The sequence below is a fragment of the Aliidiomarina quisquiliarum genome, assembly GCF_023922585.1.
GTDB classification, from domain to species: domain Bacteria; phylum Pseudomonadota; class Gammaproteobacteria; order Enterobacterales; family Alteromonadaceae; genus Aliidiomarina; species Aliidiomarina quisquiliarum.
In genome coordinates this window covers 553,434-577,073 of record NZ_JAMFTN010000014.1, presented here as the reverse complement: position 1 = coordinate 577,073, position 23,640 = coordinate 553,434, and the positions used below count along the sequence as shown (strand labels likewise).

Here is a 23,640-nt window from a genome sequence, read left to right as displayed (position 1 = left end):
GTACGACACTCACTGTCGTACCGAGCAGGTATGCTTGTTTACTCAGGCTTGGGTTATTTGCTGAACAACCCAAACGGTTGCCTGCTAATAAGAGAAATTACCTATTATGAAGCTACTACACACTTCCGATTGGCACTTAGGCCGTTACTTTCACCAACACTCACTGTTGAGTGATCAAGCTTATGTGCTGGAGCAAATAATTACCACCGCCACCACAGAAGCGGTCGACGCGGTGATTATTGCCGGCGACATTTACGATCGCTCTTTACCTCCGGCCGACGCCGTACGCTTGCTTGATGAAACACTGCATCGGTTAATTAGCGAACATGGTATTCCGGTCATAATGATTTCAGGTAACCACGACGGCCCAGAGCGGCTTGGCTTTGGCGCGCGGCAATTACGTGACGCTGGGCTAACTATTGTGTCGTCTTTCGATGCCATGCGGGTACCAGTGGTACTTGAAGACGAGCACGGCAAGGTGGCAATTTGGTGTATGCCCTATAACGATCCTGCCCATGTGGCCGACTTCTTTACCGAAAGAATTAAAGACTACCAAACCGCCCACGAGCGTTTAGTGCAAGACATTGAAGAACAACAACAAGCCTTGGGTTTGCAGAACGCTCGCCATGTGTTAGTTAGCCATTGTTATTTAGACGGGGCCACCGAGTCGGAATCAGAGCGGCCCCTATCGATAGGTGGGGCCGACCGGGTAGACGCAGCAGCGTTCCGAAACTTTGATTATGTGGCATTGGGCCATTTGCATCAGCCACAATATAAAGGCGAAGAGTGGATTCGTTATAGCGGCTCTATTTTAAAGTATAGTTTTTCGGAGCATCAGCAAAATAAAAGTGTGACCTTAGTTGAGCTTGGCAAGCAAGGTTTTGCTGGGGTTACCCTAGTTCCATTAAAGGCCAAGCGTAATGTACGAATTATAAAGGGTAGCTTTAACGAGCTGCTAGCTGCAGGAACAACCGACAATGCTGCCGACGACTACATTTTAGCTGAAATGACCGACACCGAAGTGGTATTAGACGCCTTCGCGCGTTTGCGCCAAGTGTATCCAAACTTGATGGACCTGACTAAAACTCGTTTCCAAAGTGCAGAGCGCGCTGAAGTAATGAGTGCCCAAAAACATTTGCAGCGTACAGAAATAGATATGCTGACCGACTTTTATAAACAAGTGACCGGTACCGATTTAAGTGCAGCACAGCTAGAAATTGCTGCAGAAGTTATTGCCAGTGTGCAGCAGCAGGTGGAGAACGAACAATGAGACCGATATTCTTACGCATGCAAGCCTTTGGTCCTTTTGCTGAAGAGCAAACTGTTGATTTTACCGCCTTTGGTGAAGACCCGTTGTTTCTTATTAATGGCCCTACAGGGGCGGGTAAAACAACTATTCTCGATGCTATTAGCTTTGCCCTTTATGGCGAAACAACCGGTGATCGGGGCGCCGAAAGTATGCGCTGCGACCATGCTGACCCTGATACTAAAACAGAAGTAGACTTTGTTTTCGAGCTTGGCGACAACCATTATCGGGTACAGCGTTTACCTACCCAAATGAACGCCAGAGAGCGTGGCGAAGGTGAAACCAGGCGCCAAGCCATAGGGCATTTATGGAAAGTAACGCCAGTAACCGATACCCCGGCGTTAGATTGGCCAACAGAGCTGTTACACACCCGCCGAGTGTCTGACATTAATAAGTATTTGCGCGATTTAATTGGTTTAGACGATCAACAGTTTCGCCAGGTAGTTGTGTTACCGCAGGGTAAGTTTCGTGAAGTGCTCACGGCAAAGTCGAGCGAGCGGGAAGCAGTATTTGCCAGTTTATTTAAAACAGAAAAATATCAGCGCATAGAAGACAGCCTAAAAGAAATAAACCGCTTAGTGGTGCAAGAATACGACTTGCTGAAACAACGGATAAAAGACGCTTTAGAGCGGGTGGGTATGACCACCGAGCAAGAACTACAAGAGGCCTTAACGGCACAGCAGGCGCCATTGCAGGCAGCACAGGAAAATCACCGCCAGTTGCGAACCAAGGCAGAGCAAGCGGCCCTAGCCAGTGCCCAAGCTGAGCATGTTCAGCAACAGTTCGTGCGTTTAAGTGAACTTGAACAGCAACAGCAACAGTTATTAGCCGAGGCTGATGCCATTGTTGCTCGCAAAACACAACTAATAGGTGTGCGCGAAGCATTAACCATTCAACCGCTGCTTGCAGAACAGCAGCGATTACGCAAAGCCAGCGCAGAACTAACCACGAATGTAGAGCGCACCAAGGCGTTACTAACAGAAAGAACTACAACTTTAACGGCGGCGGAAGCGTCGTTAGCGGTAGCACAGCAGCGCATGGACGCACAGGTAAACGTGCCGGCGCAACAAACCAAACTGCAACTTGCTATCGACACGGCGCTCGCATTACAGCAGCAACGGCAGCAATTAATGCAATTGGAAAAGCGCCAAGCTGAAGCACAGTTGGCCTACCAGCAAGCCCAACAACAGTTAGTGCAGTATCAAACCCAAAGCCAGCAGCAACAGCTGGCTATTGAACAACTGCAAAGCTTGGTTGATGCTTTTGAGTCACCTGAAGAAGCTATATTCATTAAGCAAGGGCAGTTGGAAAAACATCAGCGCTTAGCCGCAGTACAACAGCAATTAAAACAACAGCAACAACAACTGGAACAAGATGAAAGTAAGTTACAGCTAGCGCAAGCGCAGTTTAGCGCTGCTGAGCAGGCCTTTAAATTATTAAGAAAGAACTGGCATTTAGGCCAAGCCATTCGGTTGTCGCAAGAATTGAAAGAGCATGAGCCTTGTGCCGTGTGTGGCAGTACCGAGCACCCGGCACCGGCGCATGAAACCAATGCGCTTGAGCTGGTGAGTGACGACCAAATAGCAGTAGCTGAAAATAAATTAGACTCGTTACGTAAGGTGCAAACGAAAGCAGAAAGTGTGGTGCTGCAGTCGAAGCAACAGCGAACGCATTTCAAATTGCAAGCGCAAAGTATTGTAAGCGAATTAGGTGAAGTGGCTAAATTATCCCTAGCGCAGTTAGCCGAGCAAATTCAGCAGCTCACCGCCGAGCGAACCCAGCAGCAACAGCAAAAACAGCAGCTGATTAACCTGCGTAGCCAGCAAAATCAATGGCAAACACAACAGCAACAACTGGTAACTACCGAGCAAAGTTTGTTAACCGAATTTAATGCTGCTCGTGAGAGCACCTTAGTATGTAAAACTAACGTAGAGCGGCAAGAGCAAGAGCTGGCAGGCCAAAGTACTGATGTGGAGCAGCTCAAAGCAAGCTTAAAAACCTTGCAGGCCAGTTATCAGCAAGCGCAGCTTGAATTGCAACAGGCGCTTGAGAAAAAGAATGCCCTGCACGATAGCAAATCCCGTGCGGAAGAGCAGTGCCATGGGTACCTACGTCAACTAGAAAGTACCGAGCAAGAGCTAGAAGCAGCACAACAACAATGGCAGCAAGCATTATTAGCCAGTCGCTTTGCGACTGAACAAGACTTTTTAACCGCCATGGAACAGGCACCACAGTTAGACACTTGGCAACAACAAGTGAATGACTACGAAACCAATCGTCATCATGTGGAAAAGCAACTGCTAAGCTTACGATCCGACTTAAAAGACGTGCCACGGCCCGATATAGATGCCTTAAAAGCGGCGAACGAACTTGCCAAACAAGAAGAAACCAAAGCACTAGAGGCGTTACAGCAACTTACCACCGCACATGAGCACTTGTTGAGTACGCAAACACATATTAACAGTATGAATAAACAAAGTGCCGCAGTACTAGAGCGCCACAGCACCTTGGGCACATTAACCGAAGTAGTAAGCGGCAGAAACTCATTGCGCATGAGCTTGCACAGGTTTGTGTTAAGTGTGTTGTTAGAAGATGTGTTGCAAGAAGCGTCGCATCGGCTTTTAAAAATGTCGGCAGGACGGTTCTATTTACGCCGCGCAGAAGAGCAAGGTAATTTGCGCGCCACCGGTGGTTTAGACTTAGTTGTCGACGACAGCTATACCGGGCGGTCGCGGCCTGTGAATACCTTGTCGGGCGGTGAAAGCTTTATGGCTGCTATGTCGCTGGCACTTGGCATGTCGGAAGTGGTGCAAAGCTACGCGGGTGGCATTCGTTTAGACACGCTATTTATTGATGAAGGTTTCGGCAGCTTAGACGAAGAAGCACTCGATGCGGCCATCGAAGTATTGATGCACTTACGCGATTCTGGCCGCACCATTGGTATTATTTCCCATGTGCGTGAACTAAAAGAGCGCTTACCACAGCGCATTGATGTGATTCGTGCCCCGCAGGGCAGCCGTATTGAAGTACAAATATAAGAGGCGTGCCTGAGTGAGCAGCTAAAGCGCAATCAAGCGGTGGCTATTAAATAGCCCCGCTTTTTTATTTGTATGGCATAATTATGACCACTAGGTACAACAGCTAGGCAAGGAGTAAAGCTATGATGAAGAAAAACAGAGCGCTTGCGATACAGCTTGCTCAAAGGCAGCGTGCTGAAATCATTGCCGACACGTGCCAGTTAGAAGGCGTTAACTTCACCGTGCCTGAAATAAACACGTTACTAGGCGGAACGACCGTTGGTGGCCATGATATTCATGATCATAATTTAGCTGTAAACCAAATTAATTCATGGGAAAAGCTATTGACCGACTTATCTCAAAATAAGTTTGAGTTTAGCCCTCAATACCTATGCGCTTTGCATGGAATTGTAGCAAAAGATGAAGCGTTGACTTGGGGTCGTTATCGTACAGGCAACGTAACGATAGCAGGCTCGAATTACATGCCGCCAGAAAGCAGTCAAGTGTCTGACCTCGTTGATGAGGTTTTTCACCAAGCAAAGGGTATCAACGATACTTTTGATAAAGCGGCCTTTCTCTTCTTAAAGCTTTCGCGCATCCAGCCTTTTTTCGATGGTAACAAGCGCACGGCCCGCTTGTTTGCAAATGGCGTGTGTTTAGATGAAGGACACCCAGCTTTTAGTATCTCAAAGAAGCAAGAGCTTGAGTTCAACACGCTCATGCTAGGTTTTTACGATACAGGTGACATGAGCCCTATGCGTGCCTTTCTTGACACCTGCATTGATCCAAGGGTAGTAAACATAATGAATGAATACTCCCCAAGCACCGACGATATAAGCTCTCACCCAACGGAAACAAACCACGGGCGGTCATGAGCAGTGGCTTACCGCATAAAAAAGCCCGCTGATAAGCGGGCTTCAACGTAAAACTCTATAACCTTCTAAACGCTTTGAGCTTTAATCGTGCTTTTACGCCGACGTACAAGCAAACCGCCAGCTAGAAGCAGAAGTAACAATGGGTGAACAGCCGACGCCGAGCGCTTCTGACTGCTTGAGTCATTCCCCTTATCGCCGCTATCGCCTGTGTTGTCATTGTCACCATCCGAGCCGTCATTGCCGCCTGTATCACCATCATCGCCGCCGTCATCGCCGCCATCGTCGCCATTATCATCACTTAGCACTGCAACATACTGAATGGTGTATTCGATAGGGTTTTGTAAAAAATCGAAGTCGCGCTTTTCATCTACCAGCTCAACCTTCAAGAAGGTGAAGTTTGGAAACTGCAAGTCATCAGGTAAATTTATTAACTCAAAAGTAACAGAAGCAGTTGTTTGACCATCTTCAAAGAACACGGTTTTAACAGGCTCGACAACATTCTCTAAAAGCGGAAAGTAAGGCTGCCCATTTTTGCCATTGGTAGGGATTCCGTCACCACCAACTACTGACACAGTTGCCTGCATGTCGCCCACATCACCATGCAATCGAACTAAGTCAAAGGTAATGGCTGTTGATAGTGGGCGGGTAACAGAGTCATAGGCGCTGCATCGAACCGGTCGCTGTGGGTATGGCTCTGGATCGCAAGCTGTAAGGTAATACTTGCCTGGCTCTAGCAATGCTTCATCGAAAGAGAAGTACACCTCACCACCTTGCCCATGCAGTAAGCGGATGTTTGCTGTGCCGCTCGAAACAGACGCATTGGTGAGTGAAGTAAGGCGCACAGAGAACTCACGGTTTGAGTCGGTATTAAATACTCGCACAGGGATTGTTTTTTCTGTTTCACCGTCTAAAAAGCGTACTTGGGTGTCAATTGACTCGTAATGCACGTTCGCAAGAGCTGTACCGTCGATTGTTGCCACATTCAGTACGGCCTCACCTGCTGAGTCACCTAAACGCTGAATAACCAACTCGCCTTCACCACGCTCGGTCAGTGTCAGTGAAGGAGTAATAGAAAAGTCACCTTGCGCTGGCGCGTCATTCACGCCCTGAAGCACAGCAAGCGCATATTGGTTGTCAATGCCTACTCGTAGTGGGTATTGCAGCTTTAAGTCGAAGGTGCGCGTTTGGCTGGCATCTACTGGCTCAATGAGCTCAAAGACAACTACGGCATCGCTTCGGGGCGCTGGGCATAAGAAGCGGTAATAGGTGCACGCATATTTGCGACACGCGCTTGATTCTCGCGCTCATAGGTGCCGCAGGCGTCATCATCAATGAAAATTTCGGGATTGGAGTAAATTTCACGCTGTAAAAACTTAGGGTTACCAACCGACCACATCACGTTTGTAGCCGTACCAGGAACAGCTCCTTGACCACAATAGTAGGCAAAGGCATCAGGCTCTATGCCTACATCAGCAAAGTCATCACCGTCAAACTCATGCTGTAAACCGAGGTTATGACCTATTTCATGGGCAATGGTATGGCCTGTTGCAGTAATGGCGTCTTCGTACACGTCACGCTCACCCGGGCCATTAATAGGCGCAAGTGGACTGGTCGACGACGCTCGCAGAGATACCGTGTGTCGCTGCCATACCTAGCGGCCCCTTTTTAGCATCAGAGTCGTAGCCCTCCTGAATCCACAAATGCAAGTCTGCGCCGTATTCAGCAGAGACATGGTGATACATAGGGTAGTCGCTTGGGAGTCGATCGTCACTGCCTTCCCCCCCGCCAATCGGATTAACGTACCCCCAGTTGGATCCTGCAGATAAAGAAAGGCCCTCGTGATGTCGCAACGTTCCAACAGGCTCACCTTCAAGGCAGTGTCCATTTTCATCTTTAGAAGGGTTTGGCAGCGCCATGTGATCAACAGTACAAAACTCATAAGCAATCTCACGTGCAAACAATACATTCACACGGGCATCTACACCAGAATTACGAAAGATACGGTTGGTTGTTTCAATCCAGCGGGCAACACGGCTGTCCACTTCGTTTTTGCCGATAGCCTCAGCCCATGACGGTCGATACCACACCGCAAGGTCGATAACGTATAAGCCATTCTCATCGACCTCAGCTTGCACACTTGCAGGGCTAATGCTCGACATTGAGCGGGGCAAGCCAAAGGCTTCGGGGTGGGTGACAACGCATTGTGCATTATGCTCGTGTTCGAGCGCCGTAGGCGCTATCAATACCGGTTGGGTTGGCGCTACTAAAGAAGCAGCTAAAGCTATGGCGGTAATAGACATAAATCTTGTCCTTGTTAAATGTTCGTTCCTTCGTTACTCGAAGTGTAATTAAAGTGTTAAAAATGAGGGTGGTAAGAAGTTGGCATATTGAAATAGAAAGGTGGAGAGGAAGGCCGTTTATTTTTAGAAACCGTAAAGGGGTAGTATGTATAAGCTTCCATTTGTGAAAAAACCGCTTTAACGGTATCTTACCGACAGATGTTTTATAGCCTCAACCAAATAACAATAAAGGAAGCAACCATGCGCGTTTTATTTCCCCTCGCTGCAATTGCATTATTAACGGCATGCAGTGGCGAACTAACCCATACAACCCAATCACCCCCTTATGGAGGCGAAGTGAGCTATCCTGCAACAAGGCAAGCAAATACGGTCGATAATTATTTTGGTACTGAGGTTAGCGACCCTTATCGTTGGCTTGAAGACGACCGCAGTGAAGAAACCGCGGCCTGGGTGGCTGCACAAAACGAAGTAACCTTTAATTTTCTAGAGCAAATACCTTTCCGTGAAGACATTAGAGAAAAGCTGGCAAAAGCTTGGAATTTCGAACGTGTTGGTGCGCCTTTTGTGGAAGGTGACTATACCTATTTTTACAAAAACGACGGCCTGCAAAACCAATTCGTGGTGTACCGGCAGAAAGACGGCGGCGAGCCAGAAGTGTTTTTAGATCCAAACACCTTCAGTGCAGATGGCACCACGTCGTTGGCTACCTTAAGCTTTTCCCGCGACGGTTCCTTAGCTGCCTATGCCACATCAAAAGGTGGTAGTGACTGGCGCACCGTGTATGTGATTAACACTGAAACCAAAGAACCCATAGGGCAGCCATTAATTGATATTAAGTTTAGTGGTATTTCATGGTACAAAAACGAAGGTTTTTACTATTCAAGTTACGACCGTCCCGACGGCAGCTATTTGTCGGAAATGACCGACCAACACAAGCTGTACTACCACAAGCTAGGCACTGAACAGTCGGCCGACCAAGTAGTATTTGGGCTCGCTGAAGGGCAAAAACATCGTTATATTGGCGCGGGTGTGTCGGAAGACGACCGTTACTTAATGGTGTCTGCAGCCAATACCACCTCGGGTAACAAATTGTTTATTAAAGACCTTACCCAAGCCGGCAGTAATTTTGTGGCTATTATCGACAATGAAGAGTCGTCTACCAGTCCTGTTACCAATAAAGGCAGCACCTTATATTTAGCCACTAACTTAAATGCGCCGAATCGCCGTTTAGTAAAAGTAGATGCCAGCGCCCCACAAGCAAACAATTGGCAAGATGTTATTGCTGAAACAGGGCACGTGTTAAACGTTAGTAATGGTGCAGGATATTTATTCGCCCGTTATATGGTTGACGCTATTTCACAAATAAAGCAGTACAACTTTAATGGTGAACTGGTGCGTGACATAGCACTGCCAGGCGTAGGCTCGGTGGGCGGCTTTAGCGGTAAAGACACCGACGAAACACTCTATTATTCGTTTACCAACTATATCAATGCCTCAAGTATTTATGCGTTTGAAGCACAGTCGGGCGAGTCGAGCTTGTACTTTAAATCGGGCGCCGACTTCAACCCAGATAACTATGTGTCTGAGCAAGTGTTTTATAGCTCGAAAGACGGTACTAAAGTGCCGATGATTATTAGCTACAAAAAAGGTTTAGCGCGTGACGGCTCGAACCCAACTATTTTATATGGTTACGGTGGTTTTAACGTAAGCTTAACGCCGTCGTTTAGTGTGGTGAATGCGGTTTGGATGGACTTAGGTGGCGTATACGCAGTGCCAAATATTCGTGGTGGCGGTGAATATGGCCGCGCTTGGCACGAAGCGGGTACCCAGCAAAACAAACAAAACGTTTTTGACGACTTTATTGCCGCAGGCGAATACCTCGTTGCTGAAGGGTATACCTCCCATGAAAAGCTAGCGCTAAGCGGTGGCTCGAATGGCGGCTTGTTAGTGGGTGCAGTAATGACTCAGCGCCCAGACTTAGCCCGCGTTGCTTTACCTGCTGTTGGGGTGCTCGACATGCTTCGTTACCACACCTTTACTGCAGGTGCAGGTTGGTCGTTTGACTATGGCACGGCGGAGCAAAGTGAAGACATGTTTAAATACTTGCTGAACTATTCGCCGGTGCACAATGTGAAACAAGGTGTTGCCTACCCAGCTACTATGGTAACCACCGCCGACCACGACGACCGTGTAGTGCCTGCTCACTCGTTTAAATTTGCTGCGGAATTACAAGCTAAAGACGCTGGCGTACACCCACAGTTGATTCGTATCGACGTGAATGCGGGCCATGGCGCAGGTATGCCTACCTCGATGATTATTGATCGGGCGGCAGATATTTTAAGTTTCAGTTTGTACAATATGGGCTATGAAAAGCTTTAAACCAACATGACTCTAACGAATTATGTCGACCGCTAATTACGTATTGACCCGCAGAAAAATGAAGTCGATTCGGCTGCGGGTGGTACCTCCAGCTGGTGAAATTAAAGTGTCGGCACCCCCAGGGGTGCCGAAGCATTTTATTGACCAGTTTGTGCAAGAGAAAAGCGACTGGATTGAACGGCAGCGAAGTCAAATAAAGCTGATGGACCCGCCGCTGGAAATAGATGCTAAAGCCTGTAAAGAAAGGCTTGAGCAACGGGTACCGGAGCTTCTTGAGTATTGGCAAGCACGGCTAGGTGTAAAGTGCACCGGTTGGCGCACACGTAAAATGAAGAGCCGTTGGGGCAGTTGCAATATTAATACCAGGCGGATTAACTTAAATTTAGTGCTTGGTGCCTTAGACGATTTGTTATTGGAATATGTGGTGGTGCATGAACTGGTGCATTTGCATGAACGCTACCACAACAAGCGTTTTTACGCATGGTTAGAACAAATGCTGCCCGACTGGCGTGAACGAGAAGCCGGTTTACGTGCAGTACCCTTATATTAATTAAAGTACGTTAAAGTAGTATTCATCTCAGGAGAATAACAATGAATAAAGCACTTTTATTAGTGGCTGGCTCACTGGCTTTTGTTGCGGCATCGGCGGCAACACCTGCTAGTGCAAATGTGATATTACCAGCACCACAAGTGTCGACCAAAAGCCAAGACGCGTTTTTCGACCACTTGCGCGCTCACTGTGGCAAAGCCTATGAAGGCAAAGTAGCGATGAATAACCCAGCTTCGTCTGGGTTTGAAGGGCGCTTAATTATGCATGTTCGTAAGTGCACCGACCGCGAACTACAAATTCCTTTTCATGTGGGTGACAACCATTCACGCACGTGGATTTTAACTAAAACTGGCTCAGGTATAAGTTTAAAGCATGACCACCGTAATGCCGACGGTAGTTACGATGAATTAACCATGTATGGTGGTCATACGATTGACGCAGGTTTCGACCGCGTGCAGTCATTCCCAGTCGACGCCTATTCTATAGAGCACTTTGTTGATTTAGGTTTAGCGGTATCGAACACCAACGTATGGCAAATGTTTATTTACCCAGAGGTATTTACCTACCGCTTAACCCGTGCAGGTCGTGAATTCCGTGTTGAGTTTGATTTAACTAAGCCGGTGGCACTACCGCCAACACCTTGGGGTTATGCTGGCAATTAGCTTTTAATTCACATTAACTGCATAATTAACTAAATAGTTATTGCACTAAAAACAGCTTTTCGTTATTCTTTGCCACACTTAAGGTGAAGCTAACGAAAGGCTGTGGTTGTGAATAATAATGTAGTGTCTGAAGTGGTTCCAAGTGCCGTGTCTTGTGTGGTGCTTGGCGCGACTGGTTATGTAGGTTCAGAGCTATTAGCTCTATTGCATAAAAATACAAATTTCACTGTCGTGAAAGCCTTTAGCTCGGCCGAGCGCGAGCCTGTTGCATGGCGTGCCGTAGCTCCACAGCTAGCGGGTAATTCTTCCCTTATTATTGAGCCTTGGCATATAAACCAGCTTAGCGGGATAAATGTACAAGCTGCTTTCCTTGCCTTACCCCATGAAGCCAGTGCCTTAATAGCACCTGTGTTACTTTCCTTGGGCATTAAAGTATTCGACTTGTCGGGTGCTTTCCGTTTTCAAGATGCAGACGTGTTTGCTAACGCCTATGGCTTTGAGCATCCGTCGCCGCAGCTATTAGCCAACGCGCAGTACATGCTAATGCCTTGGCTAAAAAATACCGTAGAACCTTCTGTGTACGCTATTCCTGGTTGTTACCCAACCGCTGCCATTTTGGGTTTAAAGCCCTTAGTAGACGCTGGCTTAGTGGTTGGCATGCCAGTTATTACCGCTATTAGTGGCGTAACAGGGGCCGGTAAAGGCGCTAATGCCCGTACCTCTTTTTGCGAAGTAAGTATGCAGGCTTATGGCGTATTAAATCACCGCCACCAACCGGAAATTAGCCAGCAACTTGGCACTGAAGTGGTATTTACGCCGGTGTTAGGCCCTTATGCACGGGGTATTTTGGCCGTGTGTACAGTGCAGCTAAATACTGAGCTATTGAATAATCGCGAAACGCCAAATGCGCTGCACGAGCTTTATCGCCATAGCTATGCGCAAAATGAATTAGTTATGGTGGTAAACCAGCCGCCAGCTGTAAATCACGTAGCGCACACGGCTTTTTGCCATGTGCATGTGGCGCACAATGAACATACCGCAGTGGTTACTGTGGCCATTGATAACTTAATAATGGGCGCAGCAGGCCAAGCCATGCAGGCGGCTAACCAAGTGTTTGGTGTCGACCTTTATGCGGGGCTGAAATAATGAGTTTAACCACTCCAGTGGTGATTAAAGTTGGTGGGGCAGCCTTAACTGCGCCCGCACAATTGCTAGATTTACTCGCCGCAGTTAAGCTGGCCTTAGCAGGGCGCCCATGGGTACTTGTACATGGTGGTGGTGCTACGGTTGACGAATGGTTAACCCAAGCGGGGCAAGCCAGCAGTAAAATACATGGTCAACGGCAAACACCGGCTAACCACATGCCTTTAGTAACAGGCGCTTTAGCGGGCTATACCAATAAAATCTTGGTTACTATTGCCCAGCAAGCCGGGTTACGGGCGCTAGGTATGAGCTTAGTCGATGGGGTAGCGTTACCGTTACAACAAAACTTTGCACTAGGCTGTGTTGGTAGCCCCAATTGGCTAGCCTTGGAAAATAATCACAGTGGTTTTGGGCAGGTATTAAAAAGTTTACTCGCCGCAGAAATAACACCCGTTATTAGTTCCATTGGTTGCTTTGAAAACGGCCAGTTAGCCAATGTAAATGCCGACTTGGCTGCTGCTGCCATTGCCTTAGTACTCGACGCTGAATTATTACTACTAAGCGACGTAGACGCAATTCTCGACGCCTCTGGCCACGCTATAGGCGATATTTCCCTCTCTGCAGGTTATGCTCTTCTTGAACAAAGTTTTGTGCAAGGAGGCATGCATGTGAAACTGCAAGCCGCACTCGAAGCTGCATCGCGCTGCCGACGAACAACCGCGATTACTAGCTGGCAAAAGCCAACACAAGTGGTCGCGTTGTTACAGGGTGGTTCTGTCGGAACTCGTATTCTCTAATTATTTTATTTAGGTTGTTACTATGAATATTTTGTCGTTATTTGATTTAACGGCACCGCAGATCAAGCACGTGCTTGAGCTAGCGAGTGCTATTAAGGCGCATCCTGCGGGGTATCAAAACTCATTAAAAGGGCGCTCGATTGCCATGATGTTTGAAAAGCCAAGTTTACGTACACGGGTAAGCTTTGAGGTAGGTATTCAACAACTTGGCGGCCAAGCTATTTATTTAGACGCACAAATGATCGAGCCAGGGCAGCGTGAGAGCGTAGAAGATATAGCACAAAACTTAAGTTGCTGGACTCACGGTATTGTAGCTCGGGTGTTTAAACACGAAACCTTAGAAAAACTGACCACGGCGAATATTCCAGTGATAAATGCGCTTTGTGATCAGCACCACCCGTGCCAGTCGTTAGCTGACTTACTTACCATACAAGAGCGCTACCCAGTTGACTTACGCGTGGTCGATATTTTGTACTTGGGCGAAGGCAATAACGTTTGCCAAAGTTTAATGGTGGGCGCGGCGGCTTTAGGGTTGAAATTAACAGTGGTTACTCCGCCAGGTTTTGGTCCTAAAGAAGCGTTTTTAACGCAGCTGAATAGTCGCTACCCCAATCATAAAATTAAAGTGGGCACCGACTTAAATGCTATACCCGACGCAGATGTGGTTTATACCGACACTTGGCTGTCAATGGGCGACACCCGCAGTGAAGAAGAAACAGTAGAAATTTTTATGCCTTATCAAGTTAATCAAGAACTGATTAATCGTTTAAAAGCTACTACAGTATTGCATTGTTTACCGGCCCACCGAAATAACGAAGTAACCGACGAAGTGCTCGACGGGCCACATAGTTCGGTGCTGCAGCAAGCAGAAAACCGTTTGTATGTTCAAAAAGCCCTTTTACACATGATTTCTCAGGAGAAAAACGCATGACTAAGCCAAAAAACACCACGGTCAAAAAAGTAGTTTTGGCCTATTCAGGTGGTCTTGACACGTCGGCTATTGTGCCATGGTTAAAAGACAACTATGACTGTGAAGTTATTGCCTTTGTGGCCGACGTTGGCCAAGGCGCAGAAGAGCTCGAAGGGGTGGAAGAAAAAGCCCTGAAGTCGGGTGCTTCCTCTTGTTATGTTGTTGACCTAAAAGACGAGTTCGTTAACGACGTAATTACCCCAGCTATGCAAGCGGGTGTATTGTATGAAGGCGAATACCTAATGGGTACCGCACTGGCACGGCCTATTATTGCCAAAGCGCAAGTAGAACTAGCGGTTAAATTAGGCGCCGATGCCGTCGCTCATGGTTGTACTGGTAAAGGCAATGACCAAGTGCGTTTTGAAAGCACCGTAGCGGCGTTGGCACCAGAATTGTTAATTATTGCTCCATGGCGTGAATGGGATATGCATTCACGTGAAGACTTGCTGAACTACTTAGCCAGTAAAAATGTAGCCACCACGGCCTCGTTAACCAAAATTTATAGCCGCGACGCTAACCTGTGGCACATTTCTCACGAAGGTGGCGAACTTGAAGATCCTTGGCATGGGCCGAGCGAACAAGTATGGACTATGACTGTTTCGCCAGAACAAGCACCCGATACAGCCGAATATGTCACCCTTGGTTTTGAAAGTGGTGTGTTGGTGAGCGTAAACAGCGAGCAACTTAGCCCTGTTGCAGCTTTAGAAAGTTTAAATGCCATGGGTGCTAAGCATGGTGTGGGGCGTATAGATATTGTGGAAAACCGTTTGGTGGGCATGAAGTCGCGCGGTTGTTACGAAACCCCAGGTGGCACCATTTGGTATACCGCACTGCGTGGCCTTGAGCAGCTGGTACTCGATCGAGCGTCGTTGCGTTTTCGTCAAGAACTAGGCGTGAAATTAGCCGATGTGCTGTACGACGGCCAATGGTTCACCCCAGTACGGGCCGCTATGATGGCGGGCGTACAAAGCTTAGCGACCATTATGACCGGTGAAGTGCGGCTAAAACTGTACAAAGGCACAGCAAGCATAGAAGGGCGCAAGTCGCCATTTAGTTTGTATTCAGAAGCTTTTGCTACCTTTGAAGCCGACGACGTGTACAACCAAAAAGACGCAGCCGGATTTATTCGGTTATTTAGTTTGCCATCGCGTATTCGTGCGCTTACCCAGGGAGCTTAATATGACCATGTGGGGTGGCCGTTTTTCGGGCGTTACGGCGCAAGAATTTCGCAATTTTAATGACTCATTACGGTTCGACTACAAGCTTGCTCCGTTCGAACTGCAGTGTTGCCAAGCTTGGGTCGACGTATTACTAGAACAACAGGTGCTTAACAGTGCCGAAGCCAAGCAGCTACACGTGGGTTTAGCGCAGCTGCAAGAAGATGTAACGGCTAACCCAAGCTTGCCACTTGAGCTGGGGTCAGAAGACATTCACGGTTGGGTTGAAGCTATTTTAGAACAGCGTATTGGCACAGTGGCGCGCAAGCTGCACACGGGCCGAAGCCGCAACGACTTAGTTGCCACTGATTTACGGCTGTATGCTTTAAGTGCATCGCAGCAAGTGGGAGCAGCGTTATTAGCCGTTATTGAAGCGCTATTAACCTTTGCCGAGCGTTACGAACAACAAGTTATGCCGGGCTACACCCATTTACAGCGGGCGCAGCCAGTATTAGTTGCACACTGGGCCTTGGCTTATGTGGAAATGCTCGAGCGAGACTTTCAACGCTTACAACAAGCGAATGAACGTACCAATGTGTCGCCATTAGGCAGCGGCGCTTTAGCAGGCTCTGGTATTGCCATTAATCGTACCGAGTTAGCGCATGCACTGGGCTTTAGCCGTGCCTGCCGCAATAGCTTAGACGCCGTTTCAGACCGCGACTTTGTGGTTGAATTACTTAGTGTGGCTAGCTTGTCGATGGTGCATTTGTCGCGTATTTCAGAAGACGTAATTTTTTACGCCACGGGCGAAGCGGGCTTTTTCACTTTAAGTGATCGTGTATCAAGCGGATCGTCGCTGATGCCACAAAAGAAAAACCCCGATGTGTTTGAATTAATTCGAGGCAAGTGCGGCCGAGTGGTAGGCCATTTACAAGCCATGTTAATGACCTTAAAAGGCTTGCCGCTGGCCTATAACAAAGACATGCAGGAAGACAAAGAAGGCTTTTTTGATGCTCTAGAAGAGTGGCAACAATGTTTAGCTATTCTTGCCCACGTTATTCCAGAACTGTCGGTTGAGGTAGGAAAAGCCGAACAAGCAGCGCGGTTAGGTTATAGCAATGCCACCGACTTAGCCGACTATTTAGTTGACCGCGGTATGGCATTCCGCGACGCTCATGAAATTAGTGGCCGTTTAGTTTTGGCGGCTATTCATCAACAGCTACCGCTTGAGTCTTTGCCGTTAGACGTGATGCAGCAAGAAAGTACGCTAATTGCCGACGACGTATATGCAGCCTTGTCGTTAGAGGCCTCGTTAGCGCGGCGCAAAGTGTTAGGTGGCACGGCCCCAGCGCAAGTGAGCGAAGCCTTACGCCAAGCGAAACTACGTTTTCAGGGTAAGCGTGCGGGCTTTACCACGGTGCGCCAAGCAACTTTAAGCGACGTACCGGCAATAACCGAATTAATTCGTTATTGGGCGGCTGAAGGCGAGCATTTGCCTCGTAAGCCGGAAGATATTATGCAAGCTATTCATACCTTTGCCGTAGCCGAGTGCGACGACAAAGTGGTGGGTTGTGGTGCGCTTTATGTGTATGGCACTGGCTTAGCGGAAATACGCTCACTAGGGTTAACGCCAGACCAAACCGGTAAAGGCTTAGGTGCTGAATTAGTGCAGTTTTCTTTAGAGCAAGCACGCCAGTTAGGTATTCAACGCGTTATTGTGCTGACACGGCGACCTAACTTTTTTGCGCGCCTTGGTTTTACCACGGCAGACAAGTCTACATGGCCAGAAAAAGTAATGAAAGACTGCGACGTTTGCCCGCGTAAGCACGCTTGTGATGAAACTGGATTAGAAATTTGGTTAAGAAATAGTGGAAAAAACATCATAAATAGCATAAACCTATAGCAGCATCTGTTTTATTTTTGAATGACGTAGGTGTTAAAAAAGAGGTGATATGGATTATAACTATTAGGATAAAACAAGACTGGAGAATCTTATGAGCGGTTTAATAAGAATATTAATCGTTATAGCTGCCGCAAGCTTTATAGTTGAGAACACAGCGGTTGCACAAACTCGCGTAGCGGGTAGTCAGCCCAACTGGAATGCCGACGCCTTGTACCAAACGGTGCGGTTAGACGGTGGCTTTATGCCTGATCCCTGGTCTTATGCTATCCAAGCAGGTGGTCAAAACCTTGCCACTCGACTCGGTGGTAACTGTACTGGGTTTATTAATAATGCTGCGCCTGACATTACGCTTATTTATGGTGGCGGTAGCTTTCTTGACTTGCATGTGTATGTAAACGCGACGGAAGACACCACGCTGGTAATTAGCGGACCAGACGGCCGTTGGCATTGCGACGATGACGCAATGGGGTTAAACCCAATGCTTATTTTTGAACAGCCAGATGCAGGTCAGTACGATATTTGGGTAGGTGTATATGGCAGTGGCGACATTGTTCCAGCCACCATTTATATTTCCGAACTAAATCCTATGGATTAATTGCTTAAAAGAGCAAAAGCAAAAATTTAACTGAGCTTGCAACTTTATTGGTGTTTATAACCAATAGGGGCTGCAGGCCCAGTTTGTTTTAAAATTAACTTATCTACTGTATTTTTTTTTCCAAAAGGAGTAACCTTTATTAGGTAACATTAATATTAGGGGTCTCTTATGGAACTCGATCCACTTTTACTATCACGCATACAATTTGCGTTTGTTGTTTCTTTCCACGCTATCTTTCCTGTTTTTACTATTGGCCTTGCGTCATATATTGCCGTGCTTGAAGGCTTGTCTTTAAAAACGGGTAACCCCGCTTGGGAGCGCCTGTCGCGATTCTGGATCCAAGTGTTTGCCGTTGTGTTTGGCATGGGCGTGGTGTCTGGCATTGTAATGGCTTTTCAGTTCGGTACTAACTGGAGTAACTTCTCCATGGCGTCGTCGAACTTTCTTGGCCCCATGCTTAGTTACGAGGTTATCACCGCATTTTTCCTTGAAGCGGCATTTTTAGGTGTATTGCTATTTGGTCGCGACCGCGTACCACCAGGGGTGCACTTTATGTCGGCGGTGATGGTAGCTACCGGAACCTTTATTTCAGCGTTTTGGATTCTTTCTGCCAACAGTTGGATGCAAACCCCAGCCGGGGTAGAAATACGTGACGGCCTATACCACGTTCTAAGTTGGAGCGAGGCCATATTTAATGCGTCGCTACTGTATCGATTTATGCACATGCTGCTGGCCTCGTTCTTAACCGGCGGGTTTGTGGTATTAGGTGTAAGTGCTTGGTTTTTACTGCGCAATATTGACACCGACGTGCATAAAAAAGCTCTTTCTATGTCTTTATGGCTGGTGTTAATTATTGCCCCGGCACAAGTGCTAGTTGGCGACTTCCACGGTTTAAATACCCTGGAGCACCAACCAACAAAAGTAGCGGCCATGGAAGGTAACTGGGAACGTGGTACTGGTGTGCCTTTGCTGCTGTTTGCTATTCCCGATCAAGAAAATCAAACCAACCATTTTGAAATTGGTATTCCTAAGCTGGCTAGCCTTATTCTTACCCACGACATGGAAGGCGAAATACCCGGCTTAAAAGACGTACCCAAACACGAGCAACCACCGGTGGCCATAGTATTCTGGTCGTTCCGAATTATGGTTGGCTTAGGTTTGTTAATGGTGCTATTTGCCATTGCAGGTTTAGTACTGCGTTATAAAGGCCGCTATGCAACCTCAAGGCCGTTCTTACAAGGTTTACGGTTTATGAGCTTGTCGCCATTTATTGCCGTTGTAGCCGGGTGGTTTGTTACTGAAATAGGGCGTTCGCCTTGGTTAGTGTACGAACAAATGACCCATGCTCAAGGTGTTACCCCTTCACTTACCGGGGCTATGGCCTTGTTTACTTTGATTGGTTATATCGTTGTGTATAGCATTATATTTGCTGCCGGCTTGTACTACTTAATGCGTGTGCTTTATACCGGCGCACCTAGTACCAGTACGATTGTGGGTGAGCGCCAAGAGCGTCGAGCCAAGCGTCCACTCTCGGCCGCAGAAGCAAGCTGGGAAATTGAGGAGGGCAAGTCATGATTGAACCCGTATTCGACCTAACCTTTATATGGGCCTTTATTATCGCCTTTGGCATTATTATGTACGTGATGATGGACGGTTTTGTTCTAGGCCAAGGGATACTATTTCCCTTTGCCCCGAACGAAGAGTCGCGCGATGTAATGATGAATTCCGTAGCCCCCGTATGGGACGGCAACGGCACTTGGTTAATTCTTGGCGGTGCAGGGTTGTTGGCAGCCTTTCCGCGTGTGTACACCATCATTTTGCCAGCCTTATACATTGGTGTGTTTCTTATGCTGGCGGGGTTAATTTTCCGCGGCGTGGCCTTTGAATTTCGCTTTAAAGCAAAAACATCGCGCTACTTATGGAACTGGGCCTTTTCGGGCGGCTCTATTGTTGCTGCTTTTGCTCAAGGCGCTGTAGTGGGTAGTTACATTCAAGGCTTTAACGTAGTCGACGGCGTGTATGTGGGCGGGGCCTTCGACTGGTTAACCCCATTCACTGTGTTAACAGGCTTGGGTATGGTGGCTGGTTATGGCTTGCTAGGCTCTACTTGGCTAATTTTAAAGTCGAAAGATGCGCTTCAAGCTTGGGCGTACAAAGTTACTCCATGGCTATTACTAACGGTGTTGGTTGTATTTGGTATTATTGGCCTGTGGACGCCGTATGTAGACAACTATGTATACTTGCGTTGGTTTAGCGGTATTAGTTTTATTTGGCTGTTACCGGTTATTACTTTGGCGTTTGCTTGGGGTATTTTATCGTCAGTGAAAAATCGCCATGACAGCAAGCCGTTTTTTGCCACCATGGGGCTATTTATATTTACCTACTTAGGCTTGATTGCATCGAAATTCCCTTATGTGGTACCGCCAAGTTACACCCTGTGGGACGCAGCCTCAGCCCATGAAAGTCAGTTGTTTTTATTGCTCGGGTTGTTGTTCGTGATTCCCTTTGTACTGGTATATACAGCCTGGACATACTGGGTGTTCCGTGGAAAAGTAAAAGCTGGTGAAGGGTATAGTTAAGTTCTTACAGAAGTGAAATATATTGAAAGCTGTTAATGAAGAACTAAAACAAGCGCGCCTACTATTGGCGCGCTTGTTATTTGCACTGCGTAACGACATACGTATGGTTACCTTGTGGGGCGTACTGCAAGGCGTTGCCACCGTTGCTTATGTATTGTTATTGGCCTGGTTATTAAGTGTAACGGTGGGCGGCACGGCTAGCTTAGCTGAATTGTCAGCTTTAGTTGCTGCGGTGCTGTTAGCGTTGGTTGTAAGGGCCATTGGTTTTTATGGGCAAGAAAAAAGTGTGCTTAAGCTTAATAGCAACAGCGAACGCTTGGCGCTGCAATGGCTAACCCAAGGTTGGGAAAATGCCGCTGGTTATTCGGTGGCAAGCGAACAAGCCAGCCTAGTGGGTGAACCCTTACAGGCCTTAGGGCCATATTTTTCACGCTTTCAGCCGCAATTGTGGCTTGCGGTGGTAATTCCGCTGCTTATTCTAATGATTGTATTTTCACTCGACTGGATAGCAGGGCTGTTTTTACTGGCTTCTGCCCCCCTTATTCCTATTTTTATGGCCTTAGTGGGCATGGGCGCTGAACGGGTAAACCAACAGCATTTTGCGCTTATGCGGCGTATATCGGGAATATTTATCGACCGTTTACGTAATTTAACTGTATTAAAGCTGTTTAACCAAACGGAGCTGGCAAAAAATGAAGTGCAGCGGGCTAGTGAAAAGTCGCAGCAACTAAACATGAAGACCCTGCGGGTGGCATTTTTATCGTCGGCGGTGTTAGAGTTTTTTTCGGCTATTGCTATTGCTGCGGTGGCTATTTACGTTGGTTTTTCTTTACTTGGCTACTATGAAGTTGGACCGGCTAGCAAAATGACCTGGTTTGTTGGTTTGGCTGTACTTATGTTAGCACCTGAATTTTTTCAACCCTTGCGCACCTTATCGACATACTACCATGACCGCGCCACCGCCACAGGCGCCGCAGCTGAGCTGGCGCGTTATGCCTTAAGTGAACAACCACAAGCTACCTTAGCCAAGCACACTTCCAAAGGCGCAGGCAACCTAAGCGTACGGGAATTGAATGTGAGTTACCCTGGGCGGGGGCAAGTACTACACAACATTCATTTTACTGCACAAGCGGGTAGCTTAACTTGGCTAAATGGGGCTTCTGGGGCGGGGAAGTCAACCTTGCTGAAAAGTATTGCCGGCTTAATTGCCCATGAAGCACAACACCTTGCTGTGTGTATTGGTGCCGCGCCCGCCGAGAATGAAGCCATTGCTTATTTAGCCCAAACCCCATTTATTGCAAATGCCAGTTTAAAACATAACCTTACTTTAGCTGCGCCTTCAGCAAGCCAAGCACAGCTAGAAAACGTGTTGGCCGAAGTTGGGTTAGCGTACTTGCTGCAGGAACTACCGACAGGCTTAGCAACTTCTGTAGGCACCCAAGGTACCGGCCTTTCAGGCGGTGAAGCACGGCGCGTGGCTATTGCTCGGGTGCTATTAAGTTCAGCGCAATTAGTATTACTCGACGAGCCTACCGCAGGGCTAGATAAAGCTAGTGCCGAAGAAGTACTACTGGCAATACAGCGGCTAGTGGCTGATCAGCGTATTGTAGTGGTGGCCAGCCACGACACTATTTTTGCTGCTGTTGCTAGCCAAGCCTTCACCTTAACCGAGGGCCGTCTGTATGAAGCATAATTTGAAGCCGAGCTGGAAGTACAATTGGTCGCAACTAAAACCTTGGTTTAAAGCCCTTAAACCTGCTCGGCGTAAATTAGCTATGGGGGTAGGGTTTAGTTTATTGGCGGCGCTATCGGGCGTTGGTTTATTAGCCCTAAGCGGTTGGTTTATTACCGCCTCGGCATTTTCCGGTATTCTTGCTATGGGGCTCATGGTAAACATATATACCCCAGGCGCCGGTATTCGTTTATTTGCCGTTACCCGCACCGTTGGTCGTTACCTCGAACGGTTAGTGCAACACGATGCGGTGCTAAAAGTACAAACTATTTGGCGGGTGAAGCTGTTTCAAGGCCTTATTCAGCGCGACGTACGCTGGTTACACGGCCAACAAACTAGCTTGCTTATTCACCGCTTAACCCATAACTTGAACGTGCTCGACTTACTGTGGCTGCGCTTTGTTACCCCTATCGCTACGGCGGGTGTTATTAGCCTTGCTGTGGTTGGTTTTATTGCGTTGTGGTCGGGGGGGTTAGCACTGCTAGTACTGCTATTTTTAGTGACTATTTTTGCTTTGGCGGTGCCCCAAACTATGCGCGTGTCGGTACGCTTTGCTCAAATAGAGAACCAAACCGAAGAGCAGTTTCGCCAGCAAGCCCTTGATTATGTTGAAGGCTTAGCCGAGCTAACCGCTTGGGGCCTAAGCCCTACTTACCGCAGCCAATTAATGCAGCAAAACGAAGTCTTTATGGCCGTACGCGAGCAACGTTTGCGACACATTACCGCCTACCAAAGTGGGGTGGTGTTATTACAGCAGCTAATGGCTTTGGTTACCGCCTTGGCTAGTATTTATTTATGGCAGCAAGGGCAGTTAAGTGGGCCTATTGCAGTTATGTTACCAATTACTGTGCTGGCATTAAGTGATTTAGTACTACCCCTTGCTACCCAAGCGAATGTGTGGGGCGACGTGTTACACGCTGCCAAGCAACTTAACCAATTGATAGCTCCAACCGCCGTAGAGCCTAAGCAACAGCAGGCCCTAACACAGGCCCAAGTATCGGTACCAGCCAAAGGCTTGTATGTTGCGCAGCTGTATTTAAGCCAGCGCCAACGAGTACTGATTGATATGCCCAACTGGCATGTGCCGGCGCAGCAACATGTGGCAATTTGCGCCGCTTCAGGGGTAGGTAAAAGTAGTTTGGCTGATCATTTTTCTGGGCTGGTTCATAGCCAAGCTATCGGGGTATATTGGCAGGGTAAAGCCGTTGCCGCCATGAGCGATAAACAGCGTAGCGAATGTATAACTTATTTACCGCAGCGTAACTTTATTGTGAACGGTACCTTATGGGAAAATTTACGCTTAGCCGACAACAACTTAACCGCAGAAGCAGCATGGCAGGTGTTGGGTTGGGTAGCGCTAGACAAATGGGCCATGCAACTACCGCAAGGCTTAGACACCTGGTTAGGTGAACAAGGTGAATTGGTGTCGGGTGGGCAAGGGCGGCGCATTGCCTTAGCGCGGGTATTATTAACCAATCCACAACTACTTATTCTTGACGAACCCTTTACCGGGGTAGACGCTGCCACTCAGAACATCATTATCAATAGAATTCAGCCTTGGTTAATGCAGCGCACGGTTATTTACTTTGCACACGATGTTAGTGTGTTACCTGGTTCACATGTTAAATATTGGCTGGACGAGAAACAACTTAAACGCACCCCGTAATAAGAGTGA

General features: G+C 47.7%; 19 protein-coding genes. 16 read left to right on the top strand and 3 right to left on the bottom strand.

What is annotated here, in order from left to right:
- Positions 1 to 106: 106 nt before the first annotated feature.
- The 3 genes from M1L23_RS05450 (at position 107) to M1L23_RS05440 (ending at position 5,198) form a co-directional block, all read left to right on the top strand.
- Positions 107 to 1,270 carry an exonuclease SbcCD subunit D gene (locus tag M1L23_RS05450; RefSeq protein ID WP_252626096.1) on the top strand — a complete coding sequence of 388 codons (1,164 nt, stop codon included), beginning with the start codon at positions 107 to 109 and terminating at the stop codon, positions 1,268 to 1,270.
- Complete coding sequence (locus M1L23_RS05445) at positions 1,267 to 4,344, top strand: AAA family ATPase (protein ID WP_252626095.1); 3,078 nt, start codon at positions 1,267 to 1,269, stop codon at positions 4,342 to 4,344. Before M1L23_RS05450 ends, M1L23_RS05445 begins: the two co-directional genes overlap by 4 nt.
- A 122-nt stretch (positions 4,345 to 4,466) precedes the next feature.
- Positions 4,467 to 5,198, top strand: coding sequence for a Fic family protein (locus M1L23_RS05440; protein WP_252626094.1), 732 nt, complete (start codon positions 4,467 to 4,469; stop codon positions 5,196 to 5,198).
- A gap of 65 nt (positions 5,199 to 5,263) precedes the next feature.
- On the opposite strand, the gene M1L23_RS05435 is transcribed toward M1L23_RS05440, so the two are convergent.
- The 3 genes from M1L23_RS05435 to M1L23_RS05425 all read right to left on the bottom strand — a co-directional run bounded on the left by M1L23_RS05435 (position 5,264) and on the right by M1L23_RS05425 (position 7,498).
- Positions 5,264 to 6,313: a Calx-beta domain-containing protein gene (locus tag M1L23_RS05435; RefSeq protein ID WP_252626093.1), complete on the bottom strand. Its 1,050-nt coding sequence runs from the start codon at positions 6,311 to 6,313 to the stop codon at positions 5,264 to 5,266.
- A gap of 107 nt (positions 6,314 to 6,420) precedes the next feature.
- The gene (locus tag M1L23_RS05430) at positions 6,421 to 6,768 is read right to left on the bottom strand and encodes a hypothetical protein (RefSeq protein WP_252626092.1); all 348 of its coding nucleotides are present in this window, start codon (positions 6,766 to 6,768) and stop codon (positions 6,421 to 6,423) included.
- A gap of 19 nt (positions 6,769 to 6,787) precedes the next feature.
- Complete coding sequence (locus M1L23_RS05425; RefSeq protein WP_252626091.1) at positions 6,788 to 7,498, bottom strand: hypothetical protein; 711 nt, start codon at positions 7,496 to 7,498, stop codon at positions 6,788 to 6,790.
- Positions 7,499 to 7,738: 240 nt separating this feature from the next.
- Here M1L23_RS05425 and M1L23_RS05420 point away from each other — a divergent pair, with 240 nt between their 5' ends.
- The 13 genes from M1L23_RS05420 (at position 7,739) to M1L23_RS05360 (ending at position 23,631) form a co-directional block, all read left to right on the top strand.
- Positions 7,739 to 9,877 carry a prolyl oligopeptidase family serine peptidase gene (locus tag M1L23_RS05420; protein ID WP_252626090.1) on the top strand — a complete coding sequence of 713 codons (2,139 nt, stop codon included), beginning with the start codon at positions 7,739 to 7,741 and terminating at the stop codon, positions 9,875 to 9,877.
- A 22-nt stretch (positions 9,878 to 9,899) separates the two neighbouring features.
- Positions 9,900 to 10,427: a M48 family metallopeptidase gene (locus tag M1L23_RS05415; RefSeq protein ID WP_252626089.1), complete on the top strand. Its 528-nt coding sequence runs from the start codon at positions 9,900 to 9,902 to the stop codon at positions 10,425 to 10,427.
- Between the two features lie 41 nt (positions 10,428 to 10,468).
- Positions 10,469 to 11,089 carry a hypothetical protein gene (locus tag M1L23_RS05410; protein ID WP_252626088.1) on the top strand — a complete coding sequence of 207 codons (621 nt, stop codon included), beginning with the start codon at positions 10,469 to 10,471 and terminating at the stop codon, positions 11,087 to 11,089.
- Positions 11,090 to 11,197: 108 nt separating this feature from the next.
- Positions 11,198 to 12,235 carry an N-acetyl-gamma-glutamyl-phosphate reductase gene (gene argC / locus M1L23_RS05405; RefSeq protein ID WP_252626087.1) on the top strand — a complete coding sequence of 346 codons (1,038 nt, stop codon included), beginning with the start codon at positions 11,198 to 11,200 and terminating at the stop codon, positions 12,233 to 12,235.
- Positions 12,235 to 13,029, top strand: a complete 795-nt coding sequence (gene argB / locus M1L23_RS05400) for an acetylglutamate kinase (RefSeq protein ID WP_252626086.1) — start codon at positions 12,235 to 12,237, stop codon at positions 13,027 to 13,029. The genes argC and argB overlap by 1 nt, the downstream gene beginning before the upstream one ends.
- Positions 13,030 to 13,051: 22 nt before the next feature.
- Entirely contained in the window at positions 13,052 to 13,960 is a 909-nt protein-coding gene (gene argF, locus M1L23_RS05395) for an ornithine carbamoyltransferase (RefSeq protein ID WP_252626085.1), read from the top strand.
- Entirely contained in the window at positions 13,957 to 15,177 is a 1,221-nt protein-coding gene (locus tag M1L23_RS05390; protein ID WP_252626084.1) for an argininosuccinate synthase, read from the top strand. Before argF ends, M1L23_RS05390 begins: the two co-directional genes overlap by 4 nt.
- A gap of 1 nt (position 15,178) precedes the next feature.
- Complete coding sequence (gene argH / locus M1L23_RS05385) at positions 15,179 to 17,059, top strand: argininosuccinate lyase (RefSeq protein ID WP_252626083.1); 1,881 nt, start codon at positions 15,179 to 15,181, stop codon at positions 17,057 to 17,059.
- 91 nt (positions 17,060 to 17,150) lie between these two features.
- A complete protein-coding gene (locus M1L23_RS05380) occupies positions 17,151 to 17,654 on the top strand; it encodes a hypothetical protein (protein ID WP_252626082.1) in 504 nt (167 codons plus the stop codon).
- A gap of 168 nt (positions 17,655 to 17,822) precedes the next feature.
- Positions 17,823 to 19,229: a cytochrome ubiquinol oxidase subunit I gene (locus M1L23_RS05375; protein WP_252626081.1), complete on the top strand. Its 1,407-nt coding sequence runs from the start codon at positions 17,823 to 17,825 to the stop codon at positions 19,227 to 19,229.
- Complete coding sequence (gene cydB / locus M1L23_RS05370; RefSeq protein WP_252626080.1) at positions 19,226 to 20,233, top strand: cytochrome d ubiquinol oxidase subunit II; 1,008 nt, start codon at positions 19,226 to 19,228, stop codon at positions 20,231 to 20,233. The genes M1L23_RS05375 and cydB overlap by 4 nt, the downstream gene beginning before the upstream one ends.
- 22 nt (positions 20,234 to 20,255) lie before the next feature.
- On the top strand, positions 20,256 to 21,926 hold the full coding sequence (gene cydD / locus M1L23_RS05365; protein WP_252626079.1) for a thiol reductant ABC exporter subunit CydD: 1,671 nt from the start codon (positions 20,256 to 20,258) through the stop codon (positions 21,924 to 21,926).
- Positions 21,916 to 23,631, top strand: a complete 1,716-nt coding sequence (locus M1L23_RS05360) for an amino acid ABC transporter ATP-binding/permease protein (protein ID WP_252626078.1) — start codon at positions 21,916 to 21,918, stop codon at positions 23,629 to 23,631. The genes cydD and M1L23_RS05360 overlap by 11 nt, the downstream gene beginning before the upstream one ends.
- Positions 23,632 to 23,640: the final 9 nt, after the last annotated feature.